This is a genomic window from Thalassotalea sediminis (assembly GCF_030295915.1).
Taxonomy (GTDB): Bacteria; Pseudomonadota; Gammaproteobacteria; order Enterobacterales; family Alteromonadaceae; genus Thalassotalea_C; species Thalassotalea_C sediminis.
The window spans coordinates 2,161,948-2,180,993 of record NZ_AP027361.1 but is presented as its reverse complement, the minus strand read 5'-3'; the positions used below and the strand labels follow the sequence as shown (position 1 = coordinate 2,180,993).

At 40.5% G+C, this 19,046-nt stretch carries 9 protein-coding genes, 2 tRNA genes and 3 rRNA genes; 12 read left to right on the top strand and 2 right to left on the bottom strand.

The window, feature by feature from the left end; all coding sequences use genetic code 11:
* Window positions 1-54: 54 nt before the first annotated feature.
* The 3 genes from QUE09_RS10015 to QUE09_RS10005 all read left to right on the top strand — a co-directional run bounded on the left by QUE09_RS10015 (window position 55) and on the right by QUE09_RS10005 (window position 5,056).
* Window positions 55-1,569: a tryptophan halogenase family protein gene (locus QUE09_RS10015; RefSeq protein WP_286232620.1), complete on the top strand. Its 1,515-nt coding sequence runs from the start codon at window positions 55-57 to the stop codon at window positions 1,567-1,569.
* Between the two features lie 247 nt (window positions 1,570-1,816).
* Window positions 1,817-2,854 carry a glycosyl hydrolase family 18 protein gene (locus tag QUE09_RS10010; RefSeq protein ID WP_286232619.1) on the top strand — a complete coding sequence of 346 codons (1,038 nt, stop codon included), beginning with the start codon at window positions 1,817-1,819 and terminating at the stop codon, window positions 2,852-2,854.
* A gap of 237 nt (window positions 2,855-3,091) precedes the next feature.
* Entirely contained in the window at window positions 3,092-5,056 is a 1,965-nt protein-coding gene (locus QUE09_RS10005; RefSeq protein ID WP_286232618.1) for an alpha/beta hydrolase family protein, read from the top strand.
* A 54-nt stretch (window positions 5,057-5,110) separates the two neighbouring features.
* Here QUE09_RS10005 and QUE09_RS10000 read toward each other — a convergent pair whose 3' ends face one another.
* Complete coding sequence (locus QUE09_RS10000) at window positions 5,111-5,980, bottom strand: AraC family transcriptional regulator (RefSeq protein WP_286232617.1); 870 nt, start codon at window positions 5,978-5,980, stop codon at window positions 5,111-5,113.
* A gap of 257 nt (window positions 5,981-6,237) precedes the next feature.
* On the opposite strand from QUE09_RS10000, the gene QUE09_RS09995 reads away from it, so the two are divergent.
* From QUE09_RS09995 to rrf, 9 genes are all read left to right on the top strand, one after another.
* Window positions 6,238-9,618 (top strand): methylmalonyl-CoA mutase family protein, encoded by a 3,381-nt coding sequence (locus tag QUE09_RS09995; RefSeq protein ID WP_286232616.1) that lies wholly within the window; start codon window positions 6,238-6,240, stop codon window positions 9,616-9,618.
* Window positions 9,619-9,737: 119 nt separating this feature from the next.
* A complete protein-coding gene (locus QUE09_RS09990; protein WP_286232615.1) occupies window positions 9,738-10,763 on the top strand; it encodes an oxidoreductase in 1,026 nt (341 codons plus the stop codon).
* Between the two features lie 8 nt (window positions 10,764-10,771).
* Window positions 10,772-11,533: an SDR family oxidoreductase gene (locus QUE09_RS09985; protein ID WP_286232614.1), complete on the top strand. Its 762-nt coding sequence runs from the start codon at window positions 10,772-10,774 to the stop codon at window positions 11,531-11,533.
* A gap of 82 nt (window positions 11,534-11,615) precedes the next feature.
* Window positions 11,616-12,152 (top strand): D-glycero-beta-D-manno-heptose 1,7-bisphosphate 7-phosphatase, encoded by a 537-nt coding sequence (gene gmhB / locus QUE09_RS09980; RefSeq protein ID WP_286232613.1) that lies wholly within the window; start codon window positions 11,616-11,618, stop codon window positions 12,150-12,152.
* 512 nt (window positions 12,153-12,664) lie between these two features.
* Window positions 12,665-14,207 (top strand): 16S ribosomal RNA (locus QUE09_RS09975).
* Between the two features lie 88 nt (window positions 14,208-14,295).
* A tRNA-Ala gene (locus QUE09_RS09970) sits at window positions 14,296-14,371 on the top strand.
* A 28-nt stretch (window positions 14,372-14,399) separates the two neighbouring features.
* Window positions 14,400-14,476: transfer RNA gene (locus QUE09_RS09965), tRNA-Ile, on the top strand.
* Between the two features lie 383 nt (window positions 14,477-14,859).
* Window positions 14,860-17,740 (top strand): 23S ribosomal RNA (locus QUE09_RS09960).
* 127 nt (window positions 17,741-17,867) lie between these two features.
* Window positions 17,868-17,982: ribosomal RNA gene (gene rrf, locus QUE09_RS09955) — 5S ribosomal RNA — on the top strand.
* Together the 16S, 23S and 5S rRNA genes with 2 tRNA genes alongside form the textbook arrangement of a ribosomal RNA operon.
* A 570-nt stretch (window positions 17,983-18,552) precedes the next feature.
* Here rrf and QUE09_RS09950 read toward each other — a convergent pair.
* Entirely contained in the window at window positions 18,553-18,969 is a 417-nt protein-coding gene (locus tag QUE09_RS09950) for an ExbD/TolR family protein (RefSeq protein WP_286232612.1), read from the bottom strand.
* Window positions 18,970-19,046 lie beyond the last annotated feature (77 nt).

Below are 19,046 nucleotides of genomic sequence, written 5' to 3'. Positions count from 1 at the left end.
GAATGCTAAATTAAAAAGATTAAATTCTTCAACAATGATTAACATGGTAAGAGCATGCAGCAAGGTATTAATTCAATTTGTATTGTAGGTGGTGGCACGGCGGGCTGGATGGCAGCCTCGTTGCTATCTAATGTACTTAAAGGATGTCAAATTAAGATCACCGTTGTCGAATCTCCCGATATTTCAACGATTGGTGTCGGTGAGTCCACAGTACCTTCGATCACAGGGTTTTTAAATACCAGTCAAATAGATGTAAAAGAGTTTATAAAAGCCACATCTGCTACGTTTAAGTTAGGTATTCGTTTTGACGATTGGTATAGCGTAGATGAGCAGTACTTTCACCCATTTGGCCACATAGGTAGAGATCTAAATGGTTTTGATTTTTATCAGGTATGGCTTAAGTCATTATCGGAAGGAAATCCCGCTTCTTTGATGGATTATTCTGTAAATGCTGAAATGGCTAAAAATAACCGTTTTGTTTTCAGACCTAAGCAAACGAAAGACTGGGTATTGGCTAATAGTTCACATGCTTTGCACCTTGATGCGACACAAGTTACTTGTTTTTTACGAGATGTTTGTTTGAAGCGCGGTGTTGAGCGAGTTGAGGCGACTGTTAACGAGGTAGAGCTTAATGAGGACGGTTTTATAAAGCAATTGCATACCGATTGTCAAAAGCTAATAAGTAGTGATTTTTTTATTGATTGCACCGGATTTAAAGCGTTACTCATAGAAAAGTCATTAGGTGTTTCCGTTGAAGAGTGGTCACAATATTTGCCATGTGATCGCGCTGTAACTATACAAACAAAAACTGACCAACCGCCCGTACCTTATACCATAGCAAAGGCTCAAGCAGCTGGTTGGACATGGACTATCCCATTACAACACAGGACGGGTAATGGTTATGTCTTTTCAAGTCAATATTGCAGTGATGAACAAGCAATAAAAACGCTCACTGACAATATACAAGGCACAATGCTGACTGAACCTAAAATTATTCCATTTACCACTGGCAAAAGAAAAAAAGTATGGCATAAGAACTGTTTAGCTTTGGGGTTAGCTGGTGGCTTTTTAGAGCCATTAGAATCTACTGCTATTCATTTGGTTTACAAAACATTAGTGAATTTTATTCAGCATTTTCCTGATGCTGATATTGGCATACAAAATGAGCAATTATTTAATAAAAAGATGGATTGTGATTATCTCGAAATAAGAGATTTTATTATTTTACATTACGCGACAGCACAGCGCACGGATACAGACTTTTGGCGATGGTGTAAAGATATGCCAATTCCAGACAGTCTTGACCATATAATATCAGTGTTCAAAGAACGTGGTGAACTTCAAAATGTTTATGGTGATTTCTTTACTAAAAACAGTTGGTGTGCAGTGTTAGAAGGGATGCATATTCGTCCTAAAAAATATAACCCTTTAATCGACGGGTTTCATCAGCAGGAGCTTGCTAATATGTTGATGCGAAGTGTCAAGTCGATTCAAGACACGGTAAGTACCATGCCACTTCATGATGAGTTCATTCGACAACATTGCCGAGCGAACATGCCAGAAACTTGAGGGTTGTAAAGCGCAAAAAAATAGTACTTATCAGTACTACTGTAACGAAGTTAAAGCATTTAATCTCTCCAAAATAGTTAAAACTTTTTGTCATCACAATGATGTGTTTTAGCGTTTAATAATATGCAAAGCATTGATTAGCCTGCATATAAAACTTAGCGTTCCTGTAGGTCCTGTGGGCTTATTCCCGCTAATTAAATTTTTTAAACATCAGGTTAACTGATGATGTATACAAGGTTATTGAAATATGTGTAGATTGTTAAAAAGTATGTCTGTAGTGATAGGACTCGTTTTGCCAATATACGGACATGCAATGCCAAAGGTGATCGGCTATTTACCGAGTTATCATGGCATAGAGAATCAACTAGAACGTATAAATTTATCGAAAGTCACGCACTTAATGCTCGCTTTTTTACACCCTAACAAGCAAGGTAAGTTTGTTGAAAATAACCAGCCGAGTTGCATGGTAGGACAACATGGTTTTCCATTAAGGTTAGGGGAAATACATCATCTAATTGATAAAGCACATCGCTCAAATGTCAAAGTGCTGGTATCTATTGGTGGTGCGGCTTATCCAGATTGTGCCGGGGATTGGCGTATATTATTATCGTCAGAAAATCGTGACAAAACGATAAAAAATCTGTTGGCTTTTGTCGATGAATTAGGTTTCGATGGTCTGGATATAGACATTGAAAGTAAAGTGTTAACTGACATTGACAACAACGGCGACTTTTTACCTTTCATTAAATCATTACAACAAAACCTGATATTGCAAGATAAATTACTGACTGCTGCAACTGGTTCATATGTTGGTGGAATGTTACCTGAGTCTACTTTGCCTTACTTTGATTTTGTTTCCGTTATGTCATATGACGCCGTAGGTCCAACTTGGGGAAACGTGGGGGTTGAGCATTCTACATTAGCAAAAGCTAAAGCTGATCTAGCGTTATGGCGAAGTAAGGGACTCACTAAAGAGCAATTAATATTAGGATTACCTTTTTATGGCTATGGCTTTGGAAAATATAAGAAAAATTATACTTTTGACGATATTTTAGGTGAGTTTGGACCTGAAAAAAGCCAGGGCGATTTGATTGGAAAAAATTGCGCTCAGTGCGATTACATTACCTTTAATGGTTACCAAACAATCAAAGCTAAAACCGAACTTGCGTTACAATTTGGCGCTGGTGTAATGATTTGGGAACTATCGCAAGACTTACCTTCTAGTTTAGGGTTGCTTCACACGATTAACGAAACGATCAATAAAAATAAAAATGAGAGCAGGTGACCATAGTTCACACCTAGGCAAATTAGACTTTCCCTAATATATGCCACCGTAAATACTTCGGTATTTACGGTTTTTTTATTAAATAAAGTTGTGTTATTGCATCTCTATGACCTTATTATAATAAACGAAGCGTTTCGCCTTTTATTCATACGATATATCAGCTTCTATCCAGCAATCAGTGTTACCCCTTATTGTTTTATTTCAATGTGTTACAAATTGTAAAAAAAGTGTTAACCTTTGACGAAACATACAGCAAAGGGATTTGAAATGCTCAAACACTTTTTATTTTTAATATTGATTATTCTTACTGCAAACAGCCTTGCATTTGAAGGTGAGTACCTGTTTGATAACCCTACCTATACCGATGTTCAGCTGTCACCTGATGGCAAAATAATGGCTGTTAAGGCAGAGGTAGAAGAGAAGTTTGTTATTATTTTTATTGATACCAAACAGAACAAACCTGTAAACATTGTGAGTTTAGCTGGAAGCCAAGAGGTTGGTGATTTTGGCTGGGTAAACAATGAACGCGTTGTCATGACAATTAAGTATCGAAAACCTTGGGTTAAAGAGCTTTCATCTTATGGAGAACTGTTTGCGATTAATTATGACGGTAGCCAAAGTGAAATGATTTATGGCTACCAGAGTGGTGAGCAACAAGTTGGATCAAATATTAAGAAGAAGAAAAGTATAAGAGGATGGGCAAATATTATCGATATGTTGCCTGAGGACAAAGAGCATATTCTCATATCATCAACCCCTTGGAGTGCTTCTCGCGACAAATTAAGTACCGTATATAAGTTAAATACTTATAGTGGTAAGTTGGTAAAGAAAATTGCTAAAGCGCCTATTTCATATGCTAGTTTTGTGACAGATGAAACAGGAGAAGTCGTGATTGCTACAGGCAGAGATGAGGACAATAACCAACAAGTCTTCATTCGTCGGGGTGAAGAATGGCAAAAATTATCTCAATCAGGCTTTGGTAGTAGTTTTATACCGTTAACTGTGACTAAATCGGGAAATGAGCTCTATGTGCTTGATCGTTATCAACAAGACAAAACGGGTTTATTCACGTTTAATTTAGACGATTTAAGTTTTAAGCATATTTATACCAATAAAAATGTTGATATTACAAATGTTTCTCGAACGATTGATAAACGTAACATTTATGCGATAAGAGTTGATGATGGTCGACCAGCGTATGTATTAATTGAACAAGAGCTAGATGAAGCGAAGATATTTCGCTTATTAACACAGTCGTTCCCTGGTAAGAAACTTGATATTACTAGTCATACTGAAGATGGCTCTAAATATGTTGTTAGGGTATCTTCAGATACAGATCCGGGTGCTTTCTATTTATATGATAGTAATAAAAACCAACTAGGATTAATTTTTAAATATTACCCTAAAATTGATGAGCGTAAACTTCAAACAATGGAACCAATAACATTTACGTCTTCTGATGATTACAACGTTCATGGGTTTTTTACACAGGCAGTCGGTAATAATACAACAAATCCGCTCGTTATTTTGGTTCATGGTGGCCCTCACGCGAGAGATTATTGGGGCTTTTCTGCACAAGTTCAATATTTAGCTCAAAATGGCTTTTCAGTGTTACAAGTAAACTTCCGTGGTTCCACTGGCTATGGTGAGGCTTTTAAGGAAGCAGGCCATGAACAGTGGGGGGGAAATATTCAACGAGATATTTATGAGAGCTACTTGTGGGCAGTAAAAAATAAAAAGGTAGATGAAAATAATGTATGCATTATGGGAGCAAGTTTTGGTGGCTATTCAGCCATTCAGAGTGCGGTAAAGTATCCTGATGTTTATCGTTGCTCTGTTGCTAACGCAGGTGTTTATGATTTACCTCACTTGTTTAACGAAGGCGATGTGAAAGACTTAAGCTTTGGTGAAAGTTATTTATCAATGACACTAGGTACAGATGAGGAAAAAATGAAATTATTTTCTCCTAATTATCACGCCGATAAAATTAAAGCTGCTTTATTTTTAGCACATGGTGAAAAGGATGTACGTGCACCTTATGAGCATGTTGTTCGTTTAAGAAAATCACTCGATCGCATTGATAAACCTTATGAATGGTTTGTATTAGAAAAAGAAACACATGGCTTTCATGATCCTGTTAATCAATCAGCTTATATGAAAAAAGTTGTACATTTCTTAAAATCACATCTAACAATGAATTAACCTTAATTGGTGTGTATAGCGCAGGTTAAACATGCTCTATGCACACATCATATATTAATTTTCTCTATATCGTTTTGGTGACATACCAACGATTTTTTTAAATAATCGTGAAAAGTAATATGGGTCATTATACCCTAACGATTCACCTATCTGTTTCACCGTATCTACAGTATTATCTAATTGAAAGCACGCTTGTTGCATCTTCATATTGATGAAGTATTGAATGGGTGATGTATCCGTGAGTTCTTTAAATTTTTTAGCGAAATGAAATTTCGATAATTGACTGTAGTGGGCAAGCGTATCTAAATTGAGCTCTTGATGCAGGTTGTCTCTCATAAGCTCGTCGATTGCATCAATGCTAAAACTTGTACCCTTATTGAATGACTCTATTCTCAATTGCAACGCTAAAAAGCTTAATGTTTGTTGAAGTACATGAACAGCATGTATAACATTTGTAGCCGTGTAACCTCGACTACCTAATGCAATCAGATTATCGTAATCTTTGTAGATATTTTCTTGTACATTTACAAAGCCTAAACCATCCTCCATTTTCATTAATAAACGTTCAGCAAAATCATCAGCTAGTTTCCCTGTAAAGTTAATCCAATATACGGCATTTTTACTGCCCGTTTTTCGTTTATATTGAAACGGTTGGTTTGGCGATATCAACACAAGATCACCACGTTTTACGGTTCGTGTTTTATTCTTATAGTTCAAACAACCTTCACCGTATTGACAATAAATCAGTTGGTGCTGCTCAATTTGTGATTGTTCGATTTGAACGGAAGTTTGCTGTGAATATTTTCCTAGTGCAGTAGGATAAAGTCCTGCAGTTAGCGGATGTATTCTTAATTTTTCTAGCAGAAACTTAGGTATAACTAATCGAATATCGGCAAATGAGCGTGTATTACTTAGAGTATTCATTAGAAGATAACTTGAAGATGTAATGACAATATAGTCCATCATTGAGACAATAAAATCAATGTCGTCCAGATTCTATATATGCTTAAATGTGTATTAATAGCGATTTAAATAACAAACAGGCACAAAAATAACGCATTGCACATGAAACGCTAGTTATTGATTAGCGAAAAAAGCAATTGTGAGCAATAGTTGTAATTCAACGCCTGTGGTTTGATGTTGCGGTACTAAAGCAACGTGCATAACGGAAGAGACTCAAAATGACGACAGAAAGATATCAATTGAAAAATAAAGTACGAGTTGTAACAGCCGCATCTTTATTTGATGGTCATGATGCTGCAATAAATATCATGCGAAGAATATTGCAGGCGAGTGGCGTAGAAGTAATTCACCTTGGCCATGATCGTAGTGTGGAAGAGGTAGTGAATACCGCTATTCAAGAAGATGCAAATGCTATCGCTATGACCTCATATCAAGGCGGTCATAATGAATACTTCAAATATATGTATGACTTGCTAAAAGAACGTGGTTGTGAGCATATTCGCATTGTCGGTGGTGGTGGTGGTGTAATATTGCCTGAAGAAATTAAAATGCTGCACGACTATGGTATTACGCGTATTTATTCGCCTGATGACGGTAGAGAGCTAGGGTTACAGGGTATGATCGACGATATGATCATGCGATGTGACTTTAAAACAGGTGTTAATGTTAAAAAAGATGACGTTGCTAATTTAAAGAAAAACGATAAACAGGCAATCGCACGGTTGATTTCAGCCACCGAAAACGCCCCCGAAGAAAATAAAGCTGCATTAGATAAAATTAAAAAAATAGCCGCTGTAAGTAAGACCCCTGTTTTAGGTATTACGGGGACCGGTGGTGCAGGTAAATCGTCATTGGTTGATGAATTAATAAGACGTTTTTTACTTGCTACAGAAGACAGCAAAATTGCCATTGTATCTGTTGACCCATCCAAACGTAAAACCGGTGGTGCATTGTTAGGTGATAGAATTCGTATGAACGCTGTCAATAATGATCGTGTTTATATGCGTTCATTAGCGACACGTCAATCAAATTTGGCGTTGTCGGTTTATGTTAATGATACCTTAGACATACTTAAAGCGTCTGATTTTGACTTAATCATCCTTGAAACATCTGGTATCGGTCAATCAGATACAGAAATTGAAGAACATTCTGATGTTTCGCTTTATGTAATGACGCCAGAATACGGTGCGGCAACCCAATTAGAAAAAATCGATATGCTTGATTTTGCTGATATTATTGCTGTAAACAAGTTTGATAAGCGTGGTGCCCAAGATGCGTTACGTGACGTTAAAAAACAATATAAGCGCAACCGCGGTATGTTTGAAGCGGGCGATGATGAAGTACCTGTATTTGGTACAATTGCCTCTCAGTTTAATGATCGTGGTATGACAGAACTTTATAATAAAGTGATTAGTGAGTTGGCGCAAAAGTCAGAAGCACTTAAGGCTGATGTATTAGAGCTTTCAGGAACACAAGCTGAAAAAGCAAGTGTTATTCCAGGAAAACGTACGCGTTATTTATCAGAAATTGCTGATAATAACCGTGGTTATGATGAATGGGTAGAAGTTCAAGCAAAAGTAGCACAAAAACTTTACGGCATTCAACAAGCCATTGATGCTGCGCTAGAAAGTAACGAGGAAAGTGGCAAGGCACTGGCTGAAAACCTTCAAACGCTATTTGATACCGTTGCGTTAGAGCTTGATCCAAAGAACAAGCTAATTATCGAACAGTGGCATGAAAAAGTTGAAAAATACAAAGCCCCTTTATTTAAATTCCAAGTCAGAAACAAAGAGCTTGCGATAGAAACACATTCTAAATCATTATCTCAATTGGATATTCCTAAAGTCTGTTTGCCTAAATATCAAAGTTGGGGGGATATTCTTAAATGGAGCTTACAAGAGAATGTACCCGGTGAATTTCCGTATACAGCAGGTTTATTTCCATTTAAACGCGAAGGCGAAGATCCAACGCGTATGTTCGCAGGTGAAGGTGGACCAGAACGTACAAACCGTCGTTTTCATTATGTATCGAAAGGTATGCCTGCTAAACGTCTTTCTACTGCCTTCGATTCAGTAACACTTTATGGTAATGATCCTGATATTCGTCCTGATATTTACGGTAAAATTGGTAATGCAGGTGTATCGATATGTTGTTTAGATGACGCGAAAAAGCTTTATTCAGGCTTTAACTTGGCAGATCCTGCAACATCTGTATCTATGACGATTAATGGTCCTGCGCCAATTCTTCTTGGCTTTTTCTTAAACGCAGCAATTGACCAACAATGTGAACTTTATATAAAAGAAAATGGTTTAGAGAAAGAAGTTGAAGCTAAAATCAAAGCCATTTACAAAGAGAAAGAGGGCAAACGACCAAGTTATCAAGGTGCTCTACCTGAAGGTAATGACGGTTTAGGGCTTATGTTGCTCGGTGTGACAGGTGACCAAGTTTTACCCACCGATGTTTATAGCGAAATAAAAGCGAAAACATTGACGCAAGTACGTGGTACGGTTCAAGCAGATATATTGAAAGAAGATCAGGCGCAGAATACTTGTATTTTTTCCACTGAATTTGCATTGCGTCTAATGGGGGATGTACAAGAATACTTCATTGATAAAGGTGTACGTAATTTTTATTCGGTTTCTATATCTGGGTACCATATTGCTGAAGCTGGTGCCAATCCCATCACGCAGTTAGCACTGACACTCGCAAATGGCTTTACCTTTGTGGAGTATTATTTGAGTCGAGGTATGGATATCAATGAATTTGGTCCAAACCTATCGTTTTTCTTCTCAAATGGTATTGATCCAGAATACGCGGTAATTGGCCGAGTCGCGCGACGAATTTGGTCAAAAGCAATGAAGATGAAATATAGCGCAAATGCTCGCGCGCAAATGTTGAAATATCACATTCAAACATCAGGTCGCTCATTACATGCGCAAGAAATTGACTTTAACGATATTAGAACAACATTACAGGCATTATACGCTATTTATGATAACTGTAACTCTCTACACACTAATGCTTATGATGAAGCGATCACAACACCAACGGAAGACAGTGTTCGTCGTGCAATGGCTATTCAACTAATTATTAACCGTGAACTAGGGTTAGCAAAAAATGAAAACCCCATTCAAGGTTCATTTATTATTGAAGAGCTGACGGACTTAGTTGAAGAGGCGGTATTAACTGAGTTTGATCGCATCACTGAGCGTGGTGGTGTATTAGGTGCAATGGAAACAATGTATCAACGTAGTAAAATTCAAGAAGAAAGCTTGTACTACGAAAATTTAAAACATACAGGAGAGTACCCCATTATTGGCGTAAACACTTTCTTAAGCTCAAAAGGTTCACCGACAGTGATCCCTGCAGAAGTTATTCGAGCAACAGAAGAAGAGAAAAACTATCAAATTGATATGTTAGCAAATCTACATACTGCGAATGCAGAGAAAGCGAGTAAGGATCTATCGGTATTACAAGAGGCGGCAATTAAACATGAAAATCTATTTGAACACATGATGAGTGCCTGTAAAGTTTGTTCTCTTGGGCAGATTGTTAATGCTCTATTTGATGTTGGTGGTCAATACCGTCGAAATATGTAGTTTGTTTATCGCAATAGGTAACAATACTTATTGCGATATCTCCAAGGACTAAAGTCGTGTAGTTGAGTGTAGCTTTACGCAATAGCCTCAAATTAATGAGAACAATTCAAGGAGCAATAATGGCTGAACTAAATGTACCTGAAAAATTTACTGCATTTCGTATTCATCGAAATGAAGATAAGTCTATTCGTAGTGGCTTTGAACAAATTACGTTATCGGATCTAACTGATGGCGAAGTAGTGATAAAAGTAGCTTACTCTGACATTAATTATAAAGATGCATTAGCGGCTACAGGTAAAGGACAGATATTACGTACTTATCCACTTGTTGGCGGCATTGATTTATCAGGTGTTATTGTGAGTTCCGCTGATCATCGTTTTTCTTCAGGAGATAAGGTGCTCGTTTGTGGGGCGCAATTATCTGAAGTCTATGATGGCGGTTATAGTGAGTTTGCTCGTGTTAAAGCAGACTCAGTTGTAACTTTACCACAAGGTTTAACGCTAAAAGATGCAATGGCATTGGGTACCGCAGGCTATACGGCGGCAATCGCTGTTCAACGAATGGAAGACAATGGCCAAATACCAGAACGTGGCACAATATTAGTTACAGGTGCAACAGGAGGTGTTGGCAGTTTTGCCATTAATATGCTTTCAAATATCGGCTATCGCGTTGCAGCTTTAACGGGAAAACCAGACCAATATGATTACCTAACCAAGTTAGGCGCGAGTGAAATTGTAGATCGTCATGAAGTAGAGATGGGTAAACGACCTTTAGAAAAAGCTATTTGGGGAGGAGCCGTGGATAATCTCGGTGATGAAACGCTTTCATGGCTGACGAAAACTGTTGTGCCGTGGGGAAATATAGCATCTGTAGGGTTAGCAGCAGGGTTTAAACTCGATACAACAGTAATGCCTTTCATTCTTCGTGGAGTAAGCTTACTTGGTATAAATTCAATTGAAATGCCGTTTTCAGTGCGTGATAAAGCATGGCAACGAATAGCAACTGATCTAAAGCCTACTCAACTTGAGCTCATTGCGCCTAGAACTATACCATTTAAAGAATTAGAAACAGCGTTTAGTGCATATATAGATGGCACAGTAACGGCAAGAACGATTGTCGAAATAGACGCTTCATTAGATAACTAGAGGAAATTATGAATATTCAAGATAAAGTCATTGTCATTACCGGCGGTGGGCAAGGTTTAGGCCGTGCAATGGCGGTTAATTTAGCATCAAGTGGCGCTAAACTCGCGTTAATTGACCTAAATGAAGAGTTGTTAAAAGAAACGGTTACATTGATAGAAGCTGCAGGATCTTCAGCCAAGTATTATTTAGCAAATGTGACTAATGAAACGGAAGTTGAACAAACGTTTAATCAAATTAATAACGATTTTAATGGTTTTGATGGCCTTATTAATAACGCAGGCATTTTGCGAGACGGCATGTTATTAAAAGCTAAAGATGGTGAAATTGTTAAGAAAATGTCTTTAGAGCAATTCCAATCAGTCATTGACGTTAATTTAACTGGGGTATTTCTGTGTGGTCGTGAAGCAGCTGCGCATATGGTAAAAAATGAGCGTAAGGGTGTAATTATTAATATGTCGTCAATTGCTCGAAATGGCAACATGGGGCAGACGAATTACGCAGCGTCAAAAGCAGGTGTTGTTGCTATGACGGTATGTTGGGCTAGAGAGTTAGGTCGCTATGGTATACGTGTTGGTGCCATTGCTCCTGGTGTAATTCGCACAGCAATGACTGATGCGATGAAACCAGAAATGCGTGAACGTCTAGAAAAAATGAAACCTGTAGGTCGCTTAGGTGAAGCCGATGAAATCGCTCATACCGTAAAGTATATCTTTGAAAATGAATTCTTTACTGGCAGAGTTGTTGAAATAGATGGCGGCTTGTCGATGTAATCAAGAGATAATTGGATAAAAAGCGAGTTTTACTCGCTTTTTTCCTCTAAGCTTTTAAAAAATAGAGTTTTCTAGGTAAAGTATGAATAAAGCGTTATTTTTAGATCGTGACGGTATTATTAATATTGACCACGGTTATGTTTATCAACAGCAAGACTTCGAGTTTGCAGAAGGTATCTTTGAGCTTTGCCAACATGCAGCTAAATTAGGATATCTGCTTATTGTGATCACCAACCAATCTGGTATTGCGAGAGGGAAGTATAGCGAGTCAGATTTCCACGCTTTAACGCAATGGATGAAAACTGAATTTAGCCAACATCATTGTTCTATAACAGATGTGTATTTTTGCCCTCATCACCCAACTAAAGGTAAAGGACAGTATCTGAAAGCGTGTGAATGCCGCAAACCAAAGCCGGGTATGATACTTAATGCTGCAAAAGCACATAATATTAACTTAAAGCAAAGCGTCTTCATTGGTGATAAAATTTCCGACATGCAAGCTGCAGAATCTGCTGGTATTCATAATCGTATCCTTGTTGCTAGTCATTATGACGATTACCAACAGATAACAGCTCATCGAATAAGTAATATAGGTCAAGCGAGCGCGTTTATTGACTAAATTGGATGATAATTAACCGAATGAACGTTTTTTTTTAATTATATGAAAATAGTTGTTGACGTAGGTGCAAAAATCCCTAAAATGCGCATCCACTTCTCGGGGACAAGCCAAGAAGCTGTTTTGATAAGTTTAGTGAAGCGAAAGCGACATAAAACACATCACCAAACATTAAAAAATAAATTAAAATTTTTTAATAAAAAGGTTGACATCAAAACTGGGTTGCGTAGAATGCGCATCCTCGCTTGAGGCAACGGCCACAAGCAAGATTGACAAGCGAATGTGACTTATCAATTTATTCGAAAGAATAGTTCTTTAACAATTAGTTATCATGCAATTTGTGTGGGCACTCACAGTGATGATGTTTTACCAGTAACTTAGGTTACAAAAATGTCTTAGTGAATGTTCATACAAAAACTTATTTAAGTTTTTACTTTTTGTCTAACTTTTTAAAGTAAGTCAAAAAGATGTACAGAATTCATTGAGCAGCATCTTCGGATGCACAAACGATTTTTTAATTGAAGAGTTTGATCATGGCTCAGATTGAACGCTGGCGGCAGGCTTAACACATGCAAGTCGAGCGGAAACGAAGAGTAGCTTGCTACTCTGGCGTCGAGCGGCGGACGGGTGAGTAATGCTTGGGAATATGCCTAGAGGTGGGGGACAACAGTTGGAAACGACTGCTAATACCGCATAATGTCTACGGACCAAAGGGGGGGCTCTTCGGACCTTTCGCCTTTAGATTAGCCCAAGTGAGATTAGCTAGTAGGTAAGGTAATGGCTTACCTAGGCGACGATCTCTAGCTGGTTTGAGAGGATGATCAGCCACACTGGGACTGAGACACGGCCCAGACTCCTACGGGAGGCAGCAGTGGGGAATATTGCACAATGGGGGAAACCCTGATGCAGCCATGCCGCGTGTGTGAAGAAGGCCTTCGGGTTGTAAAGCACTTTCAGTCGTGAGGAAAGGGTGTAAGTTAATACCTTGCATCTGTGACGTTAGCGACAGAAGAAGCACCGGCTAACTCCGTGCCAGCAGCCGCGGTAATACGGAGGGTGCGAGCGTTAATCGGAATTACTGGGCGTAAAGCGTGCGTAGGCGGTTAGTTAAGTCAGATGTGAAATCCCGGAGCTCAACTCCGGAACTGCATTTGAAACTGGCTAACTAGAGTATTGTAGAGGGTGGTGGAATTTCCAGTGTAGCGGTGAAATGCGTAGAGATTGGAAGGAACATCAGTGGCGAAGGCGGCCACCTGGACAAATACTGACGCTGAGGCACGAAAGCGTGGGGAGCGAACAGGATTAGATACCCTGGTAGTCCACGCCGTAAACGATGTCAACTAGCTGTTTGTGTTCTTGAAACGTGAGTAGCGTAGCTAACGCGCTAAGTTGACCGCCTGGGGAGTACGGCCGCAAGGTTAAAACTCAAATGAATTGACGGGGGCCCGCACAAGCGGTGGAGCATGTGGTTTAATTCGATGCAACGCGAAGAACCTTACCATCCCTTGACATCCAGAGAATTTTCTAGAGATAGAATTGTGCCTTCGGGAACTCTGAGACAGGTGCTGCATGGCTGTCGTCAGCTCGTGTTGTGAAATGTTGGGTTAAGTCCCGCAACGAGCGCAACCCCTATCCTTATTTGCCAGCGAGTAGTGTCGGGAACTCTAAGGAGACTGCCGGTGATAAACCGGAGGAAGGTGGGGACGACGTCAAGTCATCATGGCCCTTACGGGATGGGCTACACACGTGCTACAATGGTACATACAGAGGGCAGCAAGACCGCGAGGTGGAGCGAATCCCATAAAGTGTATCGTAGTCCGGATCGGAGTCTGCAACTCGACTCCGTGAAGTCGGAATCGCTAGTAATCGTAGATCAGAATGCTACGGTGAATACGTTCCCGGGCCTTGTACACACCGCCCGTCACACCATGGGAGTGGGTTGCAAAAGAAGTGGCTAGTTTAACCCTCGGGGGGACGGTCACCACTTTGTGATTCATGACTGGGGTGAAGTCGTAACAAGGTAACCCTAGGGGAACCTGGGGTTGGATCACCTCCTTATCTTGAAGTAAGACAGATTATTGTTGAGTGTTCACACAAATTGCATAGATAACGAATATAGAAGAAGTCACCCTGACTAAGTCTAAAAGGGGCTATAGCTCAGCTGGGAGAGCGCCTGCCTTGCACGCAGGAGGTCAGCAGTTCGATCCTGCTTAGCTCCACCACTTTTTACCTAGTGAAGGGACGTGAAATAGGTCTGTAGCTCAGCTGGTTAGAGCGCACCCCTGATAAGGGTGAGGTCGGCAGTTCAAGTCTGCCCAGACCTACCAAATTTTGCGTTATGCTTCGTTACTTCAAAGCTCATTTGCAGATGCAAACATCGCTTTAAAGTGCCTTGCTTAACTGAAATTGATTTTACTTCTTCATAAAGAACGAAAGACCAAATTAAAGGTTACTTTTTAGTGATTTTCAATTTGGTTTTTTTAACCAAGTTTTTAACCGAATGTGTGTTGATTACTACTTCTTTAACAATCTGGAAAGCTGATATTTATATCCCTTAAACATAAAGTTTTATGTTTAAAACCCTTAATAACGTGTCGCGCGTTGTTAAGTGAATTCTAATTCAAGTGCTATTTATAGTACGTGAAAATGTCAGACATACATTTACACACTGGTTTGTCTCAGTGTGACTTAAGACTACTTAGGGTTGTATGGTTAAGTGACTAAGCGTATATGGTGGATGCCTTGGCAGTTAGAGGCGATGAAGGACGTGTTAATCTGCGATAAGCTGTGTTAAGTCGATAAAAGACGTTATAGACACAGATTTCCGAATGGGGAAACCCACTTGCATAAGCAAGTATCTTTATGTGAATACATAGCATAAAGAGGCGAACCGGGAGAACTGAAACATCTAAGTACCCCGAGGAAAAGAAATCAACCGAGATTTCGTTAGTAGCGGCGAGCGAACGCGAATTAGCCCTTAAGCGGCATGGCGTCAATGGAAGTATCTGGAAAGGTACACGATACAGGGTGATAGTCCCGTACATGAAGACAAAATGTTTGTGAAATCGAGTAGGTCGGCACACGTGAAATGTTGACTGAATATGGGGGGACCATCCTCCAAGGCTAAATACTCCTAACTGACCGATAGTGAACCAGTACCGTGAGGGAAAGGCGAAAAGAACCCCTGTGAGGGGAGTGAAATAGAACCTGAAACCGTATACGTACAAGCAGTGGAAGCCTTCGGGTGACTGCGTACCTTTTGTATAATGGGTCAGCGACTTATATTTAGTAGCAAGGTTAACCGATTAGGGGAGCCGTAGCGAAAGCGAGTGTTAACTGCGCGTTTAGTTGCTAGGTATAGACCCGAAACCCGGCGATCTACCCATGGGCAGGTTGAAGGTTGAGTAACATCAACTGGAGGACCGAACACACGTATGTTGAAAAATGCGGTGATGACCTGTGGGTCGGAGTGAAAGGCTAATCAAGCCGGGAGATAGCTGGTTCTCCCCGAAATCTATTTAGGTAGAGCCTCGGACGAATACCATTGGGGGTAGAGCACTGTTAAGGCTAGGGGGTCATCCCGACTTACCAACCCTTTGCAAACTCCGAATACCAATGAGTACTATCCGGGAGACACACTATGGGTGCTAACGTCCGTAGTGAAGAGGGAAACAACCCAGACCGCCAGCTAAGGTCCCAAAGTCATAGTTAAGTGGGAAACGATGTGGAAAGGCATAGACAGCTAGGAGGTTGGCTTAGAAGCAGCCATCCTTTAAAGAAAGCGTAATAGCTCACTAGTCGAGTCGGTCTGCGCGGAAGATGTAACGGGGCTAAACTATGCACCGAAGCTGCGGATTCAAAATTTATTTTGAGTGGTAGGGGAGCGTTCTGTAAGCCGTTGAAGGTGTGTTGTAAGGCATGCTGGAGGTATCAGAAGTGCGAATGCTGACATGAGTAACGATAATGGGGGTGAAAAACCCCCACGCCGAAAGACCAAGGTTTCCTGTCCCATGTTAATCAGGGCAGGGTAAGTCGGCCCCTAAGGCGAGGCTGAAAAGCGTAGTCGATGGGAAACAGATTAATATTTCTGTACTTCTATATATTGCGAAGGAGGGACGGAGAAGGCTAAACAGGCATGGCGTTGGTAGTCCATGTGAAAGATTGTAGGCTGGAGACTTAGGCAAATCCGGGTCACCACTAGGCTGAGAGTCGAGACGATACTCTACGGAGTAGAAGCTGTTGATGCCCTGCTTCCAGGAAAAGCTTCTAAGCATCAGATATATAGGAACCGTACCCCAAACCGACACAGGTGGTTAGGTAGAGAATACTAAGGCGCTTGAGAGAACTCGGGTGAAGGAACTAGGCAAAATAGTACCGTAACTTCGGGAGAAGGTACGCTGGCTTTGGTGATGGGACTTGCTCCCTAAGCTGAGGTCAGTCGAAGTAACCAGGTGGCTGGAACTGTTTATTAAAAACACAGCACTGTGCAAAATCGAAAGATGACGTATACGGTGTGACGCCTGCCCGGTGCCGGAAGGTTAATTGATTGGGTTAGCTCTGCGAAGCTCATGATCGAAGCCCCGGTAAACGGCGGCCGTAACTATAACGGTCCTAAGGTAGCGAAATTCCTTGTCGGGTAAGTTCCGACCTGCACGAATGGCGTAATCATGGCCACACTGTCTCCACCCGAGACTCAGTGAAATTGAAATTGCGGTTAAGATGCCGTATACCCGCGGCTAGACGGAAAGACCCCGTGAACCTTTACTATAGCTTGACAGTGAACATTGCTCCTACATGTGTAGGATAGGTGGGAGGCTTTGAAGCATGCACGCCAGTGTGTGTGGAGCCAACCTTGAAATACCACCCTTGTATGCGTGATGTTCTAACCTAGGGCCCTTATCGGGCTTGGGGACACTGTCTGGTGGGTAGTTTGACTGGGGCGGTCTCCTCCCAAAGAGTAACGGAGGAGCACGAAGGTTGGCTAAGTACGGTCGGACATCGTACGGTTAGTGCAATGGCATAAGCCAGCTTAACTGCGAGACAGACACGTCGAGCAGGTGCGAAAGCAGGTCATAGTGATCCGGTGGTTCTGTATGGAAGGGCCATCGCTCAACGGATAAAAGGTACTCCGGGGATAACAGGCTGATACCGCCCAAGAGTTCATATCGACGGCGGTGTTTGGCACCTCGATGTCGGCTCATCACATCCTGGGGCTGAAGTCGGTCCCAAGGGTATGGCTGTTCGCCATTTAAAGTGGTACGCGAGCTGGGTTTAGAACGTCGTGAGACAGTTCGGTCCCTATCTGCCGTGGGCGTTTGAGAATTGAAGAGGGCTGCTCCTAGTACGAGAGGACCGGAGTGGACGAACCGCTGGTGTTCGGGTTGTTATGCCAATAGCATTGCCCGGTAGCTACGTTCGGAACTGATAACCGCTGAAAGCATCTAAGCGGGAAACAGGCTTTAAGATGAGTTCTCACTGGAGATTTAATCTCCCTAAAGGGTCGTTGGAGACTACAACGTTGATAGGTCAGGTGTGTAAGTGCTGTGAGGCATTGAGCTAACTGATACTAATTGCCCGTGAGGCTTAACCATACAACACCCAAGTGGTTTTGTTGTATGATGTTTGACAAGTATATTCACGTACTGTGCATTGAATTAGAAAATATAAATATTAGATTTCCGAGATTGTGTTTACGAAAGTAGACAATAAAAGTTTATGCTTGATGACAATAGCATTGTAGAACCACCTGATCCCATGCCGAACTCAGTAGTGAAATGCAATAGCGCCGATGGTAGTGTGGGAGTTCCCATGTGAGAGTAGGACATCATCAAGCTTCTATTCCAAAGAAAGGCCGCCTATTTAGGCGGCCTTTTTTATGTCAAAAATTCAGGAGTACTCTCACAGGAGTAGGGTAAAAAGGGTTGACTGACAACATGAACAGTTTCATGTTGGCCGCTTTTTACCGAATGAGCTCTGCGAGTTCGCGGGCCTGAATCAAGCTTCTATTAAAAGAAACCCGTAGCGAAAGCTGCGGGTTTTTTGCGTTATAGGTGTTAAAATAAACAATGATAAGGGGGTACTTGGTCTAATATCTTATTATACAAGAATAGTTATCATAGACGTTCAGTTAGGGCGAAATCCTCAAAAACTCCAATATATTAATATTTCAGGTTGTCGTAGGTTAATGGCAATAACAGCAGTCGCCACGACTTCATGCATCTATGTATTTCAAGTAAGTATCACTAACGTTTGGATAATGGCTAAAATGAGAGATTAGGAAAATTCCTCTTGATATTCAATTGATGCAAAAGAACAATGAATGTTACTTAAAAACAACAAAAAATTTATTGTAGAATAAATATGTGATTGAGTATTTCTTAATTAGTTAAAACTAAATCTGTTGTTATTTACTCTGTTGCTTGTACAAGCCTATTGATATTTTTAAACGTTTAAATTGTTGTAGTTCATCGAGCACTGTCACTACACGTTGATAATTTGTTTCTTTATGCGGGAGAAAAATGATATTTTCAGTAGCATGATTTGCGACAAAATTTTCTACACGAGCTGTTAACCTCTCTATATCAACAGGTTTAGTGTTGAAATAGAGAATATTATTTTCATCAATGTGGATCATAATGTTATCAGATGGAGCACTACTCGCCTTATTGTTTTCAGATTTGTTGATTAAAAAACCTTGAGATTTCGCAAACGAGGTTGTGACGATAAAGAATATTAAAAGAATAAAGATAATGTCGAGCATTGGCGTCATATCAACAGACGCATCTTTTTCTGATAGTTGCACCATGTTTCGTCTTCGCATGACAGCACCTGCCTTGCTAGTTATTTTCTAAATCAGGCTTAACTCATTACAAGCTTGCAAAGGCGTGTGAGCCTTTT